Origin of the sequence: Bacterioplanoides sp. SCSIO 12839 (genome assembly GCF_024397975.1) — a bacterium.
Classification (GTDB): domain Bacteria; phylum Pseudomonadota; class Gammaproteobacteria; order Pseudomonadales; family Oceanobacteraceae; genus Bacterioplanoides.
Window position 1 is genome coordinate 276,502 of the sequence record NZ_CP073745.1, and the last position, 17,234, is coordinate 293,735.

Genomic DNA, 17,234 nt, shown 5'->3' on the forward strand with positions numbered 1-17,234 from the left:
GTCGCTGATTCAAGGCAAAAACAGACGAAGAAGCGCAGTTTATAAATAATAAATGAGCACTATGAGTCTGTTTTTAACGCTGAAACAGCAACGCAGCTGGTTTTAAAAAAGTTAAAGGCCAAACACTAAGCCACGAGGCATCTGCGTTATCACCGCTAACTGGCGGATTACCATAATCTCAACAATCTGAATCACCAGAAATACCACAATTGGTGATAAATCAATGCCACCCATGTCCGGCATTTTTTCACGAATCGGACGCACCACTGGCTCCAGAATCTGATTGATTAAAATCAGCGCCGGGTTGTAGGAATTGGGCGCGACCCAGGAGGCAATCACGGTAATGATTAACCCCCAGAAATACACATTCAGAATCAGCGCTGGAAGACCAATCAGTGCCCACACCAGAATATTGGCCCAGGGCAGAGCCAGTCCGGAACCGGCAACAATCAGAGTGGCAACCATCACCAACACTTGTACGATGTAAGCCAACAATAACGACGCGGTATCTAAGCCAGCAATGCTGGGAACCATACGACGCATGGGAATCAGAATCGGGTTGGTAAACTTCACAATAAACTGCGAAATCGGATTGTAGAAATCAGCCCGTACCAGCTGCAGCAAAAAGCGCAGCATCACAATTAACAGCACCATGCTGCCAATGGTATTCACTAATAACATTCCAACTTGTGATAAAGCAGACATGCTTACTCCGTTGTGTTTGGCTTATATGAGTTTGGACTTAATGGTTGTTAACGCGTTGATACCAGCAAGCGGATTAATTTGCCAGCTCCTGGCTTAACTCGCCAGCACGATCATTGGCTGATTGTAACGCCGCTTCAACAATGTCACGCAGATGAGCTGCCTCAAAGGTCTGAATTGCACGTTCAGTGGTGCCGCCGGGCGAAGTAACACGACGACGCAACTCAGCCGGGTTTACATCGGATTCCATTGCCATTTTGCCAGCACCAAGGGCCGTTTGCAGGGTTAACTGGGTGGCAGTTTCTTCACTCAGGCCGAGTTTTTTACCAGCTTCAACCATGGCTTCCATCAACAGGAAATAATACGCCGGGCCACTGCCGGATACCGCTGTTACGGCATCAATCTCGGCTTCGCTCTGCACCCAGACGCTGATTCCTACAGCGCGTAACAAGGAATCGGCAATATTGCGCTGATCCAGCGATACCTGTTCGGTGGCGAACAAGCCGGTTGCGCCAAGGCCAAGTAAGGACGGTGTGTTAGGCATACAACGCACAATGGCATCACAGCCACTCCATTGCGCCAGAGAATCGAGTGAAATGCCGGCGGCAATGGAAATCAGCATGGGCTGGCGTGCGCTCAAGGTGGCTTTTAACGGCTCCAGTACCGCTTTCATCACCTGCGGCTTAACCGCCATAATCACCACGTCGGCATTGGCAATCGCCTGTTGGTTATCGTTATGACCCTGAATGCCAAACTGCCCACTTAACTGAGCCACCTGCTCGGCATTTGGATCGCTGACGTGTACCAACTCCGGGTTCGCTTCGCCTTGTTTGATTAAGCCACCAATAATGCTGGTGGCCATATTGCCACCACCAATAAATGCGATTTGTGTCATGGGTTTTCCTTATATTGACAGGCCGGAGTACTCGAGAAGTACGCCGACCTGATATCTGTATCTTGTATCTGAGTGTAGAGCGTATTCAGCTTCTGGCACCAAAAATATCGGTGCCGATGCGCACTTCGGTACTGCCGTAAGCAATCGCTAAGGCCATATCCGCCGACATGCCCATCGACAGTGTGTCGACCGATGAGTAGCTCTGTTGCAGTCGCTGAAACAGGCGCTGCATGGCCTGAAACTGCTGCGCCAACGCCGCATCATCCTGAGTATTTTCCGGAATACACATCACGCCACGTAATGAGAGGTTGGGCAACTGTGCAACCAATGCCGCCAGCTGATCGACCTCATCTGGGTGAATACCGGCCTTCTGATCTTCACCGCTGATGTTGATTTGCAGCAGTACATTGAGCGGCGGCATATCAGCCGGGCGCTGATCATTCAGCCGCTGGGCGATCTTGTCGCGACACACCGTCTCCGCCCAATGAAAGTGGGTGGCAATCGGCCGTGTTTTATTCGACTGAATCGGGCCAATAAAGTGCCATTCGATATCAGTTAAATGTTGCAGGGCGTCAATCTTCTCCTGAGCATCCTGCAGATAGTTTTCACCAAAACTGCGCTGGCCCTGCTGATAGATCGTTTCAACCATCGTAGCGGGTTTGGTTTTGCTGACCGCCAACAGCTTGACCGTTTGAGGTGCTCGTTTGGACTGATCACAGGCTTGTTGTAAGCGCTGGCTAACCTGCTGATAGTGTTGTTCAAGAGTAGACATGACAAAGGCTTGTTTTAGCAATGAAACTGAATTGTGGTGCTAGGCTGATGATATATAAGCAAACCGCTCAGCGCCAATGACATTGTCAGTGCTTGTCGTTGCTGTTGTAGATGTCGTTGCAGCTACAAGGGCGTTGTGAGTGATTGCAGAACACTGATCAGGTTGGGAGACGTTGCTGGTGAGTAACTCGACACACACAACCTGGTCACTTTGCCGTATTATGATGACCATCGGCCAGGCGCTGTTGCTGGCCAAACGATTTTTCTGAGGAGAAGTGAATGGATATTACCGAACTGTTGGCGTTCAGCGCGAAGCAAGGCGCGTCCGACTTACACCTGTCGGCAGGCCTGCCCCCTATGATTCGTGTTGACGGCGATGTGCGTCGTATTAATCTGCCGTCGCTGGGCCATAAAGAAGTACACGGTCTGGTATATGACATCATGAACGATAAGCAGCGTAAGGATTTTGAAGAATTCCTTGAGACTGACTTCTCCTTCGAAGTGCCGGGCGTGGCGCGTTTCCGGGTAAACGCCTTTAACCATAACCGTGGTGCTGGCGCGGTATTCCGGACCATTCCTTCCAAAGTACTGACCATGGACCAGCTCGGCATGGGTCAGGTGTTTAAAGACCTGGCAGATACCCATAAAGGTATTGTGCTGGTAACTGGACCAACCGGTTCGGGTAAGTCGACCACGCTGGCGGCGATGCTGGATTACATTAACGAAAGTAAGTATTACCACATCCTGACGGTAGAAGATCCGATCGAATTTGTGCACGAATCGAAGAAATCCCTGATTAACCAACGGGAAGTACACCGTGACACCCTGGGCTTTAACGAAGCGCTGCGTTCTGCCCTGCGGGAAGACCCAGATGTGATTTTGGTGGGCGAGATGCGAGACCTGGAAACCATCCGTCTGGCGTTAACTGCAGCCGAAACCGGTCACGTGGTGTTTGGTACGTTGCATACCAGCTCGGCAGCTAAAACCATTGACCGGATTGTTGACGTGTTCCCGTCCGAAGAACAAGCCATGGTGCGTTCGATGTTGTCTGAATCTCTGCAGGGCGTGATCTCTCAGACACTGCTGAAGAAAAGTGGCGGTGGTCGTGTGGCGGCTCACGAAATCATGGTCGGTACTCCGGCGATTCGTAACCTGATTCGTGAAGATAAAGTGGCGCAGATGTATTCTGCTATCCAGACCGGTGGTGCCTATGGCATGACCACGATGGATCAATCGTTACAAAATCTGGTGCAAAAAGGCCTGATTACCCGCGATACTGCCCGTGAAAAAGCTAAAGTGCCGGATAACTTCTGACGCTGACGATGGATATAGATAAGGATAGATAAGAAAGGTAACTCTCCATGGCTATGGATAAGTTTTTGCGCCTGATGGTGGAAAAAGGCGCCTCAGATCTGTTTATTACAGCCGGCGTTCCACCGTCGATGAAAGTGCATGGCAGCATTATGCCGCTGACCAAAAACGCACTGGGCGCTGAGCAAACCCGGGATATTGTTCTGGGTTTGATGAACAGCAAACAGCAGGACGAGTTCGAAGAGAAAAAAGAACTCAACTTTGCCATCAACGCCAGTGGTATTGGCCGTTTCAGGGCCTCCGCGTTTTATCAGCGTAATGTGGCTGGCATGGTACTGCGGCGTATCGAAACCCGGATTCCAAGTCTGGATCAGCTTGGCTTGCCCGACATTATCAAAGATTTGTCGATGTCTAAGCGTGGCCTGATTTTATTTGTTGGTGCCACCGGTGCCGGTAAATCGACCTCGCTGGCGGCGATGATTGGTTATCGTAATCGCAACTCCAAAGGGCATATTCTCAGCATTGAAGACCCAATCGAATTTATTCACCAACACGAAAGCTGCATTGTCACGCAGCGGGAAGTGGGGCTGGATACCGAGACGTTTGAGGTTGGCCTGAAGAACTGCCTGCGTCAGGCTCCGGATGTCATCATGATTGGTGAGGTGCGCTCGGCGGACACCATGGAGCACGCCATTACCTTCGCTGAAACCGGTCACTTATGTCTGGCGACCTTGCACTCCAATAACGCTAACCAGGCACTGGAGCGGGTGATTCACTTCTTCCCGTCGGAGCGTCACGGTCAGATCTGGATGGACTTATCGCTCAACTTAAAAGCGATTGTTGCCCAGCAATTAATTCCGACCCCGGATGGCCGTGGCCGTCGGGCGGTAATTGAAGTGTTAATTAATACACCGCTGGCGTCGGATTTAATTCGTAAAGGTGAAGTGCACGAGTTAAAACCGCTGATGCGTAAATCCAACGAAGTGGGCATGCAAACCTACGATCAGGCGTTGTACGCGTTATACGAGCAGGGTGAAATCACTTATGAAGATGCCATTGCTCATGCGGACTCACCAAACGACCTGCGTCTGATGATTAAACTGGGCTCGGAAACCGATGCGGACTCGCTGGATAGTGCGACTTCTAAGCTAAGGTTGCAGGATTAACCGAATCTCTGTTAGCTGAAAATCGGTTGCCCGAAGAATAATCGCTGTTCGATATTATTCTTCGGGTGAATGGTTTTACATTCAAAACATTCATTTCTTTCATTTCGAGCCAATCCCTACACTGAATCCATTCGTTACGGTGAAATCCGTAACCCTCTTTTTGATTACTTCACAGGATTCAGACTATGGATTTTCAACATTCCGCTAAAGCGCAAGAGTACATTCAACGCGTCAAAGACTTCATGGCGACCGAAATTGAGCCAATCGAAGACGAATACCTGCGTGAGCTGCATAGTCTGGATAATTCATGGGTGGTGTTGCCTGTCATCGAAGAGCTGAAAGCCAAGGCCAAAGCCGCGGGTTTGTGGAACCTGTTTTTCCCAAATGAAGAACACGGCGTAGGCCTGAGCAATCTGGAATACGCACCGCTGGCTGAATTGATGGGCCGTTCTCAGATTGCCTCAGAAATTTTTAACTGTAACGCCCCCGACACCGGCAATATGGAAGTGCTTGAAAAATACGGCACGCCGGAACAGCAGGAGCAATGGCTGAAGCCATTAATGGCCGGTGAAATCCGTTCTGCATTTTGTATGACGGAGCCGGACGTTGCTTCATCCGATGCTACCAATATGGCAGCAACAGCCGTCGTTGAAGGCGATGAAATTGTATTAAATGGCCGTAAGTGGTGGAGCACCGGCATTGGTCACCCGAACTGCAAAGTCGGTATTTTTATGGGGCTGACCAACCCGGAAGCAAACCGTCATCAACAACATTCGATGGTGTTATTCCCAATGGATGCGCCGGGGGTAAAAATCGAGCGCATGTTGCCGGTGTTTGGTCATTACGATGAGCCGTTTGGCCATGGTGAAATCAGCTTTACCAATGTGCGCGTACCATTGTCGAACGTGATTGCCGGCCCGGGCCGTGGCTTTGAGATTGCACAGGGCCGCTTAGGCCCTGGCCGAATTCACCACTGCATGCGCATGATTGGTGGTGCTGAGCGCGCATTAGAGCTGATGTGTCAGCGTGCCGTATCCCGAGTGGCGTTTGGTAAGCCGTTGGCCAATCTGGGTGGCAACCGCGACATTATTGCCAATGCCCGAATGAATATTGAGCAAGCACGTCTGCTGGTACTCAAAGCTGCCTGGATGATTGATAACGTTGGCGCAATGGCCGCTATGAGTGAAATTTCGCAAATTAAAGTGGTTGCTCCGAATATGGCACAGGCCATCGCCGATGCAGCCATGCAGATTCATGGTGGTGGTGGTTTATCCGATGACTATCCGCTGTCAGCTATTTTTATGGCTGCACGGGCGATTCGTCTGGCGGATGGCCCGGATGAAGTGCATCGTGGTTTGATTGCCAAGTTTGAACTGGCCAAATATCGTGGTTTTGCTGCCGAAAAATCGTAATTAACCGGCCTTTCATAAACGGAATAGCCATAACCAAATCGTAAGAAAAAAGCAGAACAGCGCACGATCAGGATAAAAATCATGACACAAAACGTATTAATCACAGGAGCTGCATCGGGCTTAGGCCGGGCGTTGGCACTGCGCTTTGCCAAAACCGGCAGCGATATTTGTATTGCCGACATTAATGACGAAGGCTCTCAGGAAACGCTGCAGCTGGTTAAACAAGCCGGCGGCACGGGTTGGATTTACAACCTCGACGTGCGCAGTGAAACGCAGTGGAATACTTTGCGTGATGAAGTCGCTCAGCGTTGGCAACAAATCGATGTGGTGATTAACAATGCCGGTGTTGCTACCGGTGATCGCATTGAAGCGGGTGACTGGGGCTGGTGGGACTGGGTCATCGATATTAACGTGAAAGGGGTGGCACTGGGGTGTCGCACCTTTACCCCCATGATGAAACAACAGGGCTCCGGGTATTTTATTAATGTTGCGTCTCTGGCCGGATTAATGAAAGCGCCAGGTATGGGGTCTTACAACACCACTAAGGCTGCGGTGGTAGCTTTATCTGAAACACTGCACTTTGAATTAAAGCCGTATGGTATTGGTTGTACGGCATTATGTCCGGGGTTCTTCCGCACTAATCTGGATAAAGGTATGCGTACCTCGGATCCACAAATGTATAAGTTCGTAGATAAGGTGTTTGAGGCATCAGAACTGAACGCTGATGATATTGCGGATGCAACGTACCAGGCGATGCAGAAAAAACAGGCGATTTGTAACCCTCACCCAACCGGGCGCCGTGGTTATTTTATCAAAAAATATCTTCCCTGGTTATTCCGCATGCAAATGGATAAGTTTGCCACAGCCTTAAAAAATCGTGACCCCAATGTAAAAACTCAATTACAGAAAGATGCAGAAGCGGGCGTTAAATGAGCGAACAATTTATTGATAAACCCAAAAGCTTACGCGACAGTGATGCGTTTGACGTTGCCGCCGTTCATCATTGGTTAAACGCACAGGGGCTGAATCTGGGGGATGAATTACCCGAGGTAAAACAATTTTCGGGTGGTGCGTCCAACCTGACTTATCAACTGAGTTATACCAAGGGGAACGATGGCACAAGGCAAGAATATATTTTGCGTCGTCCTCCGGCGGGCCATAAAGCCGCCAGTGCTCATGATATGAAGCGTGAATACGATGTGATGGCACGCCTGAAACCGGTTTATCCATTTGTCCCTGAGATGCTGGCATTTTGTGATGATCACAGTGTGATTGACTGTGATTTTTACGTGATGGAAAAATTAGTTGGCATCATTCCGCGTGGCAACTTACCCAAAGGTATGAAGCTGGAAACATCCCAGGCGCGTGATTTATGTTTATCCGTGGTGGATAAGCTGATTGATCTGCACAGTGTTGATTATCAAGCAGCAGGCCTTGATGATCTGGGCAAAGGTCAGGGGTATGTTCAGCGTCAGGTTGAGGGCTGGAGTAAACGTTTTGTGAAGTCAAAAACCTGGAATGTCCCGGGTTTTACTCACACCATGACATGGCTGGCAAAGCACCAGCCTGATGACGTGAAAACCTGCATTATTCACAACGACTACCGTATGGATAATGTGGTACTGGATGCAACCAATCCAGGCGATATTATTGGCGTTTTAGATTGGGAAATGGCGACATTAGGTGATCCACTGATGGATCTTGGCGGAGCATTAGCTTATTGGGTTCAGGCGGATGACGACTTTGTGATGCGTGGTTTGCGCCGCCAGCCAAGCCATTTGCCAGGCATGTTAAGCCGCGATGAAATTGTTGATTATTACTGCCAGAAAATGAATCTGGATAAATCGCTATGGCCGTTTTACGAAGTCTTCGGGCTCTTCCGTTTGGCGGTTATTGTGCAGCAAATTTATTATCGGTATCACCATAAGCAAACCGATAATCCGGCGTTTAAAAACTTCTGGCTGGTGGTGCACTACCTTAACTGGCGTTGCAAAAGAATTATTAAAAAAAGCGGCTTAAAATAACATGGCCAGTATTTATTTGGTTCGGCACGGGCAAGCTGGTTTTGGTAAGCTGAATTACGATCAGCTATCAGAGCTTGGTTGGCAACAAAGTGAGTTGGTAGGAAAGGCGCTGTCGGCTCGGGGGATTGCTCCGGCCTGTGTGGTTCATGGTGCGATGGTGCGCCATAAAGAAACGATGGAAGGTGCTCAACAGCATTGGCATCATGCGGGTGCTATTAGCGAAATGCCTGGCTTTAACGAATTTGATTCGGATGATGTTGTTGCCTGCGCTTTCCCGGAATTTCAGGACAAAGCAAATTTTGGCCGCTGGTTACAGCAACAGGACAATCGCCGTAAAGCCTTCCAGGAAATTTTTGCCCAGGCCATCGAACGTTGGACCTCCGGGAAATACCATGACTATCAGGAATCCTGGCAAAGTTTTACCACTCGCTGCAATCAGGCTCTGGATGATTTAATTCAGCAACTAGACGGTCATGATGCCGTGGTATTTACTTCCGGAGGCCCGGTAACGGCCATTGCACAGCGCTGTCTGGATTTAACCAATCAAAAAGCCTTTGACTTAAACTGGACATTATTAAACGCGGGTATCAGCCAGATATTGTATAGCCGTTCGGGCAAAAAAAGCCTGGCCAGCTGTAATGAACATCACCACCTGGCTACGGCAGGATCACAGTTTGTGACCTATCGCTAATCCCTCATTATCAAATAAGGATAAATAGTATGAATCCTCAAGAATTATTTTCGGTTGCTGGCCGTGTGGCATTGGTGACAGGGGCCAGTCGTGGTATTGGCGAAGGCATTGCCAAGCTATTAGCGTCGGCCGGAGCGCATGTGATTGTTTCCAGCCGTAAGATTGATGGCTGCCAGCGAGTGGCTGATGAAATTAAAGAGGCTGGTGGCAGCGCCGAGGCTTTAGCCTGCCATATCGGTGAGATGGATCAGGTGGAAGCGTGTTTTAAAACAATTGAAGAGCAGCATGGCAAACTTGATATTTTGGTGAATAACGCGGCAGCCAACCCTTATTTTGGCCATGTGTTAGATACCGACTTAGCGGCTTTTCAAAAAACCGTTGATGTGAATATTCGTGGTTATTTCTTTATGTCGTCATTGGGCGGCAAGCTGATGAAGAAGAGTGGCGGTGGCAGCATTATTAATGTGGCATCGGTGAATGGTGTAATTCCTGGCGATTTTCAGGGGATTTACTCCATCACAAAATCAGCGGTTATTTCGATGACCAAAACCTTCGCCAAAGAATGTGCACAAATGGGTATTCGTGCGAATGCCTTATTGCCAGGCCTGACCGACACCAAATTCGCTTCGGCATTAACCACCAACGATGCCATCCTGAAACAGGCGATGATGCATATCCCGATGAAACGAATGGCAATACCAGAAGAAATGGCTGGCACCGTATTGTATTTAGCGTCTGATGCGTCTTCTTACACAACCGGTACTGCGATTAATGTCGATGGTGGTTATTTGTTGGTGTAAGCCTGTTATATTCGACCGTGCCACTAAAAGCTCAGGCATTCCCTGAGCTTTTTTGTATGTCACTGAAACACAGCGGAGCTGTTATGTGGAAACTATTCGTTATTCTGATCATTGTGATTGCGGGTGCAATTGCTTACCCCTCTCCGATTGACTCCAAAGCCTTTCAACCTTCACGTTCCTTAGCCATGAATGGTGTGTTAGCGCCTAATGATGCGTTACAAGCAACACAATTAACGACTCTGCCTGCGGGGATGCGTGGCGGTGAAGACATTGCTGTGGATGTTTTAAACTGTGTTTACACCGGTGTTGAAAATGGCGATATTTTACGCAAATGCACTTACAGTGATTGGGAAGTGTTAGCCAATACCGGCGGGCGACCTCTGGGTTTGGCATTTGATGCACAGCAAAATCTGATTATTGCCGATGGTGAAAAAGGATTGTTGCAGCTGACACCGAAACACGATTTATCCACACTGGTAGATCAGTACCAGGGCGAAAAATTAGGTGTTGTGGATGATGTTGATATCGCGGCTGACGGCACGATCTATTTCAGTGATGCCAGTGCACTGTTTTCTCTGAAAGATCATTTTTTTGATGGGTTAAATGCTCAGCCCAGTGGCCGGTTGTTTTCATATAATCCAACCACAAAAGCACTGACACTATTGGCTGATGATTTATTTTTTGCCAATGGCGTTGCGGTTGCCAAAGATCAGAGCTTTGTGTTGGTGAATGAAACCTTTGCATATCAGATCAGCCGTATCTGGTTGAGCGGGGAAAAAGCCGGACAAAAAGATACTTTTCTGGATAAATTACCGGGCTTTCCAGATGGTATTGCGACGGATAAAAATGGCTCGTTCTGGCTGGCGATTTTTGCGCCACGCAGCCAGTTGGTCGATAAAATACATCCGCTTCCCTGGGTGAAAAATCAGCTGGCCAAACTGCCTAAAGACATGGCTCCGGTTCCTCCGGCTTATGGCTTTGTGGTGCAGCTGGATAAAGAGGGTAATATTGTGCAGAGCCTGCACGATCAGGCCGCGGTTGCGATTGGTGAAATTACCTCAGTTCAGCCGGAAAGTGACGGTTTGTATTTTGGTACCTTACATGGCAGAGAGATTGGTTTTCTGCCTTAGCAGCCTGTTAGGTGCTGTCAATATTATTGAAAACGGCCATAAAAAAGCACGATAAACGCTGTGTTTATCGTGCTTTTTTATACGCTTTTATTATTTAGGCCTGAGGCTAACGAGCCAACACTTTTCCGTTGCTCTTCAATATGGCTGGATCAACAGTTTTCGAAGTTGTTTTGTCGGAAACCGCCGCGGCCGATACACTTCCACCAGAGGCAACCTGAACCGGGATATCAATGCCCGTGACATTAGCATTGCTGATTTCAACCGCCTGCGGCGACCCTAAAATCGGATACGCACCGCAGGTTTCTGCTGAGTCACACACAACATTATCAGCGTCGATATCCGAGCCAGCTAACAGGCGATAACTTCCTGCGGCTAACCCGGTAACCCGATAATTACCATCCGGCTGAGCAGCAAAGCTGCTGACTTGTTCGTTAGTCTCGGCATTAATCACAATAATGTATTGCTGGGTTAACTCGCCACCACTATTCGTATCGACATTTAATGCCAATGAAACATTAATGATTAAATCGGCTGGAGAGCTGCTGTCACTGACCGTAGGACTTAAGCGAATTGCTGCTGAATAAATACCGTCAGCTAAACCAGTGGTATTAACAGTGGCGGTGTAGGTTCCAAGGCCATTGCCATTATCGGTTGTCAGAGCCACTGATAACCAGTCGGCATTAACCGAAGCGTTTATACCTGTGAGGACATTACCACCAACATTCGTGACCGTGAATGTTTGATTGCCGCTGGTGGCAAACGTCAGTGCTGACTGAGATGGCTGGAGTAATAACGGCAGCGGTGGCGGGGTGCCGCCATTGGCCAGGCTTCTTGCTTCTAGCACGGCTTTAAAGGCATCAATTTCACCATGACCAAACGAGTTGTCACGGCCACTGGCTCCGCGGTCATTCGTCAGTCTTCCACTGCTCAGTAAAGAGTCCAATAACGCTGGTGTTAACGCCGGGTAAACTGATTTCATCAATGCAATGACACCGGCAACGTGTGGAGCAGCCATCGACGTTCCCTGTAAAAAGCCGAAGGAAGCTTCACGTTGGCCGCTCTGGTCATCGACCAAAGTGCTTAATACGCCATCTGGGCGGCCATCGCTGGTAACATCGACGCCCAGGTTGCCCCCTGGGGCTGCGACATCAATGGTGTTACCAAAGTTGGAATAGGGTGCCAGCGCACGACTGGCATCGGTTGCACTCACAGAGACTACGCCGTCGTATGCCGCAGGATAGCTCGGGGTTGAGGTTGACTCGTTACCTGCCGCGGCAACAATGATCATGCCGCTGTTACGAATGGCCGTGTAAGCCTGCTGTTCCGCCTGGGAAAAGCCGGGGCCGCCCAAGGACAGGTTGGCAATCTGTGCTTTACGTGCTGGCACCGTGCCACTGTTGTTACTCAGCCCGGCGGCATAACGCAAACCCTGGATGATATCGGATGATAAGCCACCGCTTTGTCCAAGTACCCGGATCGGCATAATCTTCGCGCCCCAGCTGACACCGCTCACGCCGCTACCATTGTTGGAGGCTGCGGCAATGGTGCCGGCAACGTGAGTTCCATGCCAAGAACTCCGGCCCCGTGATGGGTTATCACCCGGGTCGTCCGGGTTGCTATCAATACCATTGCCATCCCGGGCATTACCAGCGTCTGAAATAAAGTCATAACCTGACTCTAACTTCGATGCAAAGTCTGGGTGATTGATCAGAATACCGGTATCTAATACGGCAACAATCACATCGTTTTCATCACCAATCGAAAGATCCCAGGCTTGTGGCAGATTAATTGCCGGGTAATGCCACTGCAGGCTGTAGCCAGGGTCGTTCGGAACTCGTTGTGGATAACGGATGTAGTTGGGCTCGGCGTAACGAACGCCCGTTTGTTGTGCCATACGTTTAATGTCGAGCAGTGTCTGACGGCGTTCATACAGGGATTCGTTGTAGGTTTTTAACGGGTCTTGCTGGTTGGCTGAAGCCGTCGTTTGTAATCGTGCTTGTGCCGCACTGGCGTTCAGATCCATTACAACCGGCCATTCGGTTCCTTCACCACTTGCCAGCTGTTGCTGTGACATGCCAAAGGCACTAGCAACGGGCTGAGTGTTGTAAGCAACCAAAGCCTGGCCCGGTACAAAATCTGCGAATCCAGCCACTTGTGAGGTTGGTTCGCTGATCGTCAGGACATACTTGGACGATCCTGCAAAAGCATAAACATTGACCAGATATTCACCGTCTTGCGGCACAGTAATACTTTCTTCGCTTTGCTCGCGGTTGTTGATGTCGAAGCCGATCTGGCTATCCGTACAGACTTTAGTGCCGTCGTTATTTACCTGACAATCCGGTGACGTTGGCAATAAAAACAAGTCCAGATCGTCGTTGTCATCGCCAAATGAACTGGAGCTGGCATCAACAATTTTCAGGCGAACAACTTGCCCCTGGCGTAACGACACCCGGTAATAATCATCCACATCGGCACGGTCAACAAAGCGCTCAATCTGAGCGTCACCACCTGTCCCACGTGCAGATGCAAAACCTTGTACGGTTGCGACGTTGGTGATGGTTTGTGCGCTGGCAGGAGTGTCATTACTGCGCAGTGGCGCAAAAATATCGTTGATATCGCCATCGACAAAGGTCAGAGCCGGAACCGTAATCTGGCCACTGATCGTGAAAGTGGCAGCCCCGGGGGTTTCCGGATCATCAAATATTGACCCTCCGGAAGAAGAGCCACCACCGCCTCCGCAAGCGGTTAACACTAATATGGCCAGTGTGCTGGCAATGCCTGAGGTCGAGCGTCGAAGATCCGGCATAGTGGTTTCCTGAATAAACGTTGAAGCGAAAAACAATCTGACTGTACAGATCAGAAAAAAGTTTAATCTGAGCAGTATAAACCTATGGCGACCATCATGACTGGCTTAGTCTTTGGGTTAAACGGTTATTTTGTTTCACTTTGATGACCCGCAAAGGATTGCTTATGTCACTCGCCCGAATTCATACCCGTGCCCAATTAGGTATCGATGCCCCTCGTGTTTATGTTGAGGTGCATCTCTCCAGTGGTTTACCTTCTCTGAGTTTAGTGGGTTTACCAGAAACCGCTGTGAAAGAAAGTAAAGACCGGGTGCGCTCCGCCATTCTGAACAGCGGCTTTGAATTTCCCGCTAAACGCATCACCATCAACCTGGCTCCGGCCGACTTACCCAAAGACGGTGGCCGTTATGATCTGGCGATTGCGCTGGGTATTTTAGTGGCCTCAGAACAGGTTTCTGAAAAGCGCCTGGAAGGCCACGAATTTATTGGCGAGCTGGCACTAAACGGTGAACTACAACCGATTCCCGGGGTATTACCGGCGGCGTTGCAGACGGCCAAGTCGGAGCAGCGCTTGGTGCTGCCCGAATCCAACGCAGAAGAAGCCGCGTTATGCACCAGCGGGCAGTTTTATGCTGCCAGTTCTTTGTTGGAGGTTACGGCATACTTGCAGGGGCAGGATAGCCTGCGCGATATCGTGCCGATTGATGCCGCCCATATCGAGAAAAATCCGCTGATGCCGGACTTGCTCGATGTGCGTGGCCAGCCACAAGCCAAGCGGGCGTTAGAGATCGCTGCTGCTGGCCAGCATAACCTGCTGTTTATTGGCCCTCCGGGGACTGGCAAAACCATGTTAGCCAGCCGTTTGCCGGGTATTATGCCGCCGATGTCAGAGGAGGAGGCGCTGGTATCGGCCTCAATTTATTCAATTTCTAATCAGCAACACGATTGGCAAAAGCAGTGGCGCGTCCGCCCTTTTCGGTCCCCGCACCATACGGCTTCGGGTGTGGCATTGGTGGGCGGCGGTGGTAAACCCAAGCCCGGGGAAATTTCGCTGGCCCATGGTGGTGTGTTATTCCTCGATGAACTGCCGGAGTACAGTCGCAAAGTGTTGGACGTATTACGTGAGCCATTAGAAAGCGGCCGTATTGTGATCAGTCGCGCCAACCGCTCTATGACCTATCCGGCAAATTTTCAGCTGATCGCTGCCATGAATCCCTGTCCGTGTGGCTATTTTGGCGATCCTTCCGGGCGTTGCCAATGTTCGACTGATCAGATCCGACGTTATCAGGGGCAGGCATCCGGGCCATTATTAGATCGGATTGACCTGCATGTGGAAGTGCCGCCGATCCCAACCGCGATGTTGCAACAAGCCGCACAAGGAGACTCAACCCAAACGGTTCAGCAGCGAGTGATGCAGGCGCGCGAACGCCAGTTACAGCGACAGGGATGTATTAATGCTGAATTGGGCGGCGATATCCGTGATCAGGTGTGCGCCTTGCAGGAAAATGATCGGGAGTGGCTGTTAGCCGCCATTGAGACACTGAATTTATCGGCACGTGCCTATCACCGGGTGTTAAAAATCGCCCGTACAATTGCGGATTTGCAGGTCAGAGAAAGTATCGAGCGGCCGCATTTGTTGGAAGCATTAAGCTACCGCACGATTGATCGCTATTTGCAGAAATAGAAGTACAGGAATAGTGGTGCAACGGGCCTGAGTTCAGAATAAGCTGCGTTGGTTAAAATCCTGAGCGCTGAAGCCGGATTCAGCCTGTTCCAGCAGTGCCGTCAAGGCTAGTGGGCGAGAATAGATATAACCCTGAATACGATCACACCCTAACTTCTGCACCAACTCCAGGCATTGCTTGTCTTCAATACCTTCGGCAGTGGTTTCTAAATTCAGTCGTTTCGCCAGATCCAGCATGGTGGTCACAATATGTGATTGTGGGCCTTGCTCGGCCATCGGAGTGACAAAAGCACGATCGAGCTTGATGCCGGTAATGGGTAAATCACTGAGATGTGATAACGAAGAAAATCCGGTACCAAAGTCATCCAGCACAATATGAATACCCGCTGCTTGTAAGGTTTTTAAGTTCATCAGCGAGACACTGGTATCACGCATCATGGCGGTTTCGGTCAGCTCCAGTTCAAGGAAGTGTGGTGGCATCTCCAGCTGTGCTAATAAATCCAGCACCTGATAGGCGTAATAAGGGTCGGCAATTTCCGGAAATGAAACATTCACTGCCATACGCACCGGGGTGTCGAAACGGCGCTGTATTTCTCCCCAGGCGAGAATGGTTTCACGCAACGCCCAATGCCCTAATGCCTGGATCAACCCGGCATTTTCAGCTTCGCGAATGAAAACGGTCGGCGGAATAACCCCTAAAGTTGGATGTTGCCAGCGAAGTAAGGCTTCAGCCCCCGTCCAGACACCGGTTTGGCCATCAAACTGAGGTTGGAACTCGAGGAAAAACTCATCCCGTTGTAAAGCCAGGTGCAAGCCTTCATATAAGTTCAAACTGTTGCTTTGCGGCTGCCAGTCGAATTGTGCTTCCTGCACCAAGCGCTCACGGGCAATTTGTTGAACCCCTTCCTGCAACACGCTGCTTAAGGCACTGAATTCATTCAATTGCAGTACCGAGCTGCTGTACACCATCCAGGCATTACCTTCACTTTCACAGCGTTTCGGGAACCAGTCAGACTGCAGGGAGTAATAATCTTTTCCGACCACAATGAGCTGATCATCAAGAATACGGCCGATCATGGCATCTGCCGGAACCCGGCTAAGAATGGTTTGCTCAAACTCTTGTTGCACACGATGACGAACAGCCCATGGCGTTTGTTCATCATCCGTGGCTGATAACCAACGGCATTGCAGAACCCTGAGATACAGACCATCGGGGGCATGATTCATCCAATGGCGGAACTGAGAAAAAAAAGCGTCACGCTGTAAGGGTTCACTGGAGTTATGTTGTACTTCCTGTTGAATCGCTTCGCAGGCGTCTACCAGGTGTTGGCTATTGCATAAGTGGGTTGGTAGCCAGTGTGCCTCGTCAGGCAATAGCTGCTCCATGGTGTCCGGCGCGATAAAGAGAACGGGCTGGTTGATGGTGGTATGTCGCCACTGGGATAACAGATCGGCATCATTGCTTAAAAAATGGACAATAACCAAGTCAAAGTTGTTGGTATTAATGGGATAATCCGGCTGGTATTGGCACTGCCAGTCGGCACTGCGCGGATGGTCAGACAAATTGTTCTGAATCTTTTGTAGCTCATCCTGATGGCGGCCAATCAGAAGCAGTCGTAAACCTGTCTCAGTTGCGGTTGAAGCCATTAAAATCCCAGAGCGCAGCGGTTGGTTTTTCTGCTACGCGTTTGTTGTTAAATCCATAAATTAATAAAGGTTAGCCCTATTAGTTATAGGTCAAAATGCAACACCTGTCTTCCTTAATCATAAGAAATACTGAACAAACCGGAACAACTGGCATGAGCTGTTCAGAAGTTGTACGAATTAAGGCTGAAAATAGGGAT

Annotated in this window: 14 protein-coding genes; 9 read left to right on the top strand and 5 right to left on the bottom strand. The window is 49.7% G+C overall.

Going from position 1 to position 17,234, the window contains the following annotated elements; genetic code table 11:
• Positions 1 to 111: 111 nt before the first annotated feature.
• The 3 genes from KFF03_RS01350 to KFF03_RS01360 all read right to left on the bottom strand — a co-directional run bounded on the left by KFF03_RS01350 (position 112) and on the right by KFF03_RS01360 (position 2,369).
• Positions 112 to 705, bottom strand: a complete 594-nt coding sequence (locus tag KFF03_RS01350; protein WP_255858481.1) for a YggT family protein — start codon at positions 703 to 705, stop codon at positions 112 to 114.
• Positions 706 to 778: 73 nt separating this feature from the next.
• Entirely contained in the window at positions 779 to 1,597 is an 819-nt protein-coding gene (proC, locus tag KFF03_RS01355; protein WP_255858482.1) for a pyrroline-5-carboxylate reductase, read from the bottom strand.
• Between the two features lie 85 nt (positions 1,598 to 1,682).
• A complete protein-coding gene (locus tag KFF03_RS01360; RefSeq protein ID WP_255858483.1) occupies positions 1,683 to 2,369 on the bottom strand; it encodes a YggS family pyridoxal phosphate-dependent enzyme in 687 nt (228 codons plus the stop codon).
• 278 nt (positions 2,370 to 2,647) lie between these two features.
• Here KFF03_RS01360 and KFF03_RS01365 point away from each other — a divergent pair, with 278 nt between their 5' ends.
• The 8 genes from KFF03_RS01365 to KFF03_RS01400 all read left to right on the top strand — a co-directional run bounded on the left by KFF03_RS01365 (position 2,648) and on the right by KFF03_RS01400 (position 10,902).
• Positions 2,648 to 3,682: a type IV pilus twitching motility protein PilT gene (locus KFF03_RS01365; protein WP_255858484.1), complete on the top strand. Its 1,035-nt coding sequence runs from the start codon at positions 2,648 to 2,650 to the stop codon at positions 3,680 to 3,682.
• A gap of 47 nt (positions 3,683 to 3,729) precedes the next feature.
• The gene (locus KFF03_RS01370; protein WP_255858485.1) at positions 3,730 to 4,845 is read left to right on the top strand and encodes a PilT/PilU family type 4a pilus ATPase; all 1,116 of its coding nucleotides are present in this window, start codon (positions 3,730 to 3,732) and stop codon (positions 4,843 to 4,845) included.
• 185 nt (positions 4,846 to 5,030) lie between these two features.
• A complete protein-coding gene (locus KFF03_RS01375; RefSeq protein WP_255858486.1) occupies positions 5,031 to 6,257 on the top strand; it encodes an acyl-CoA dehydrogenase family protein in 1,227 nt (408 codons plus the stop codon).
• 81 nt (positions 6,258 to 6,338) lie between these two features.
• Complete coding sequence (locus KFF03_RS01380) at positions 6,339 to 7,190, top strand: SDR family oxidoreductase (protein ID WP_255858487.1); 852 nt, start codon at positions 6,339 to 6,341, stop codon at positions 7,188 to 7,190.
• Positions 7,187 to 8,281, top strand: coding sequence for a phosphotransferase family protein (locus tag KFF03_RS01385; protein WP_255858488.1), 1,095 nt, complete (start codon positions 7,187 to 7,189; stop codon positions 8,279 to 8,281). Before KFF03_RS01380 ends, KFF03_RS01385 begins: the two co-directional genes overlap by 4 nt.
• Position 8,282: 1 nt before the next feature.
• Entirely contained in the window at positions 8,283 to 8,972 is a 690-nt protein-coding gene (locus tag KFF03_RS01390) for a histidine phosphatase family protein (protein ID WP_255858489.1), read from the top strand.
• Positions 8,973 to 9,001: 29 nt separating this feature from the next.
• On the top strand, positions 9,002 to 9,772 hold the full coding sequence (locus tag KFF03_RS01395; RefSeq protein ID WP_255858490.1) for an SDR family oxidoreductase: 771 nt from the start codon (positions 9,002 to 9,004) through the stop codon (positions 9,770 to 9,772).
• A gap of 83 nt (positions 9,773 to 9,855) precedes the next feature.
• The gene (locus KFF03_RS01400; protein ID WP_255858491.1) at positions 9,856 to 10,902 is read left to right on the top strand and encodes an SMP-30/gluconolactonase/LRE family protein; all 1,047 of its coding nucleotides are present in this window, start codon (positions 9,856 to 9,858) and stop codon (positions 10,900 to 10,902) included.
• 106 nt (positions 10,903 to 11,008) lie between these two features.
• On the opposite strand, the gene KFF03_RS01405 is transcribed toward KFF03_RS01400, so the two are convergent.
• Entirely contained in the window at positions 11,009 to 13,708 is a 2,700-nt protein-coding gene (locus KFF03_RS01405) for a S8 family peptidase (RefSeq protein ID WP_255858492.1), read from the bottom strand.
• 164 nt (positions 13,709 to 13,872) lie between these two features.
• Between KFF03_RS01405 and KFF03_RS01410 the strand changes: the two genes are divergently transcribed.
• Complete coding sequence (locus tag KFF03_RS01410; RefSeq protein ID WP_255858493.1) at positions 13,873 to 15,390, top strand: YifB family Mg chelatase-like AAA ATPase; 1,518 nt, start codon at positions 13,873 to 13,875, stop codon at positions 15,388 to 15,390.
• Between the two features lie 33 nt (positions 15,391 to 15,423).
• On the opposite strand, the gene KFF03_RS01415 is transcribed toward KFF03_RS01410, so the two are convergent.
• On the bottom strand, positions 15,424 to 17,037 hold the full coding sequence (locus KFF03_RS01415) for an EAL domain-containing protein (RefSeq protein ID WP_255858494.1): 1,614 nt from the start codon (positions 17,035 to 17,037) through the stop codon (positions 15,424 to 15,426).
• Between the last annotated feature and the right edge of the window lie 197 nt (positions 17,038 to 17,234).

Coding starts and splice junctions, on each gene's coding strand:
- KFF03_RS01350 (WP_255858481.1), bottom strand. CDS start 705: ATGTCTGCTTTATCACAAGTTGGAATGTTATTAGTGAATACCATTGGC.
- proC (WP_255858482.1), bottom strand. CDS start 1,597: ATGACACAAATCGCATTTATTGGTGGTGGCAATATGGCCACCAGCATT.
- KFF03_RS01360 (WP_255858483.1), bottom strand. CDS start 2,369: ATGTCTACTCTTGAACAACACTATCAGCAGGTTAGCCAGCGCTTACAA.
- KFF03_RS01365 (WP_255858484.1), top strand. CDS start 2,648: ATGGATATTACCGAACTGTTGGCGTTCAGCGCGAAGCAAGGCGCGTCC.
- KFF03_RS01370 (WP_255858485.1), top strand. CDS start 3,730: ATGGCTATGGATAAGTTTTTGCGCCTGATGGTGGAAAAAGGCGCCTCA.
- KFF03_RS01375 (WP_255858486.1), top strand. CDS start 5,031: ATGGATTTTCAACATTCCGCTAAAGCGCAAGAGTACATTCAACGCGTC.
- KFF03_RS01380 (WP_255858487.1), top strand. CDS start 6,339: ATGACACAAAACGTATTAATCACAGGAGCTGCATCGGGCTTAGGCCGG.
- KFF03_RS01385 (WP_255858488.1), top strand. CDS start 7,187: ATGAGCGAACAATTTATTGATAAACCCAAAAGCTTACGCGACAGTGAT.
- KFF03_RS01390 (WP_255858489.1), top strand. CDS start 8,283: ATGGCCAGTATTTATTTGGTTCGGCACGGGCAAGCTGGTTTTGGTAAG.
- KFF03_RS01395 (WP_255858490.1), top strand. CDS start 9,002: ATGAATCCTCAAGAATTATTTTCGGTTGCTGGCCGTGTGGCATTGGTG.
- KFF03_RS01400 (WP_255858491.1), top strand. CDS start 9,856: ATGTGGAAACTATTCGTTATTCTGATCATTGTGATTGCGGGTGCAATT.
- KFF03_RS01405 (WP_255858492.1), bottom strand. CDS start 13,708: ATGCCGGATCTTCGACGCTCGACCTCAGGCATTGCCAGCACACTGGCC.
- KFF03_RS01410 (WP_255858493.1), top strand. CDS start 13,873: ATGTCACTCGCCCGAATTCATACCCGTGCCCAATTAGGTATCGATGCC.
- KFF03_RS01415 (WP_255858494.1), bottom strand. CDS start 17,037: ATGGCTTCAACCGCAACTGAGACAGGTTTACGACTGCTTCTGATTGGC.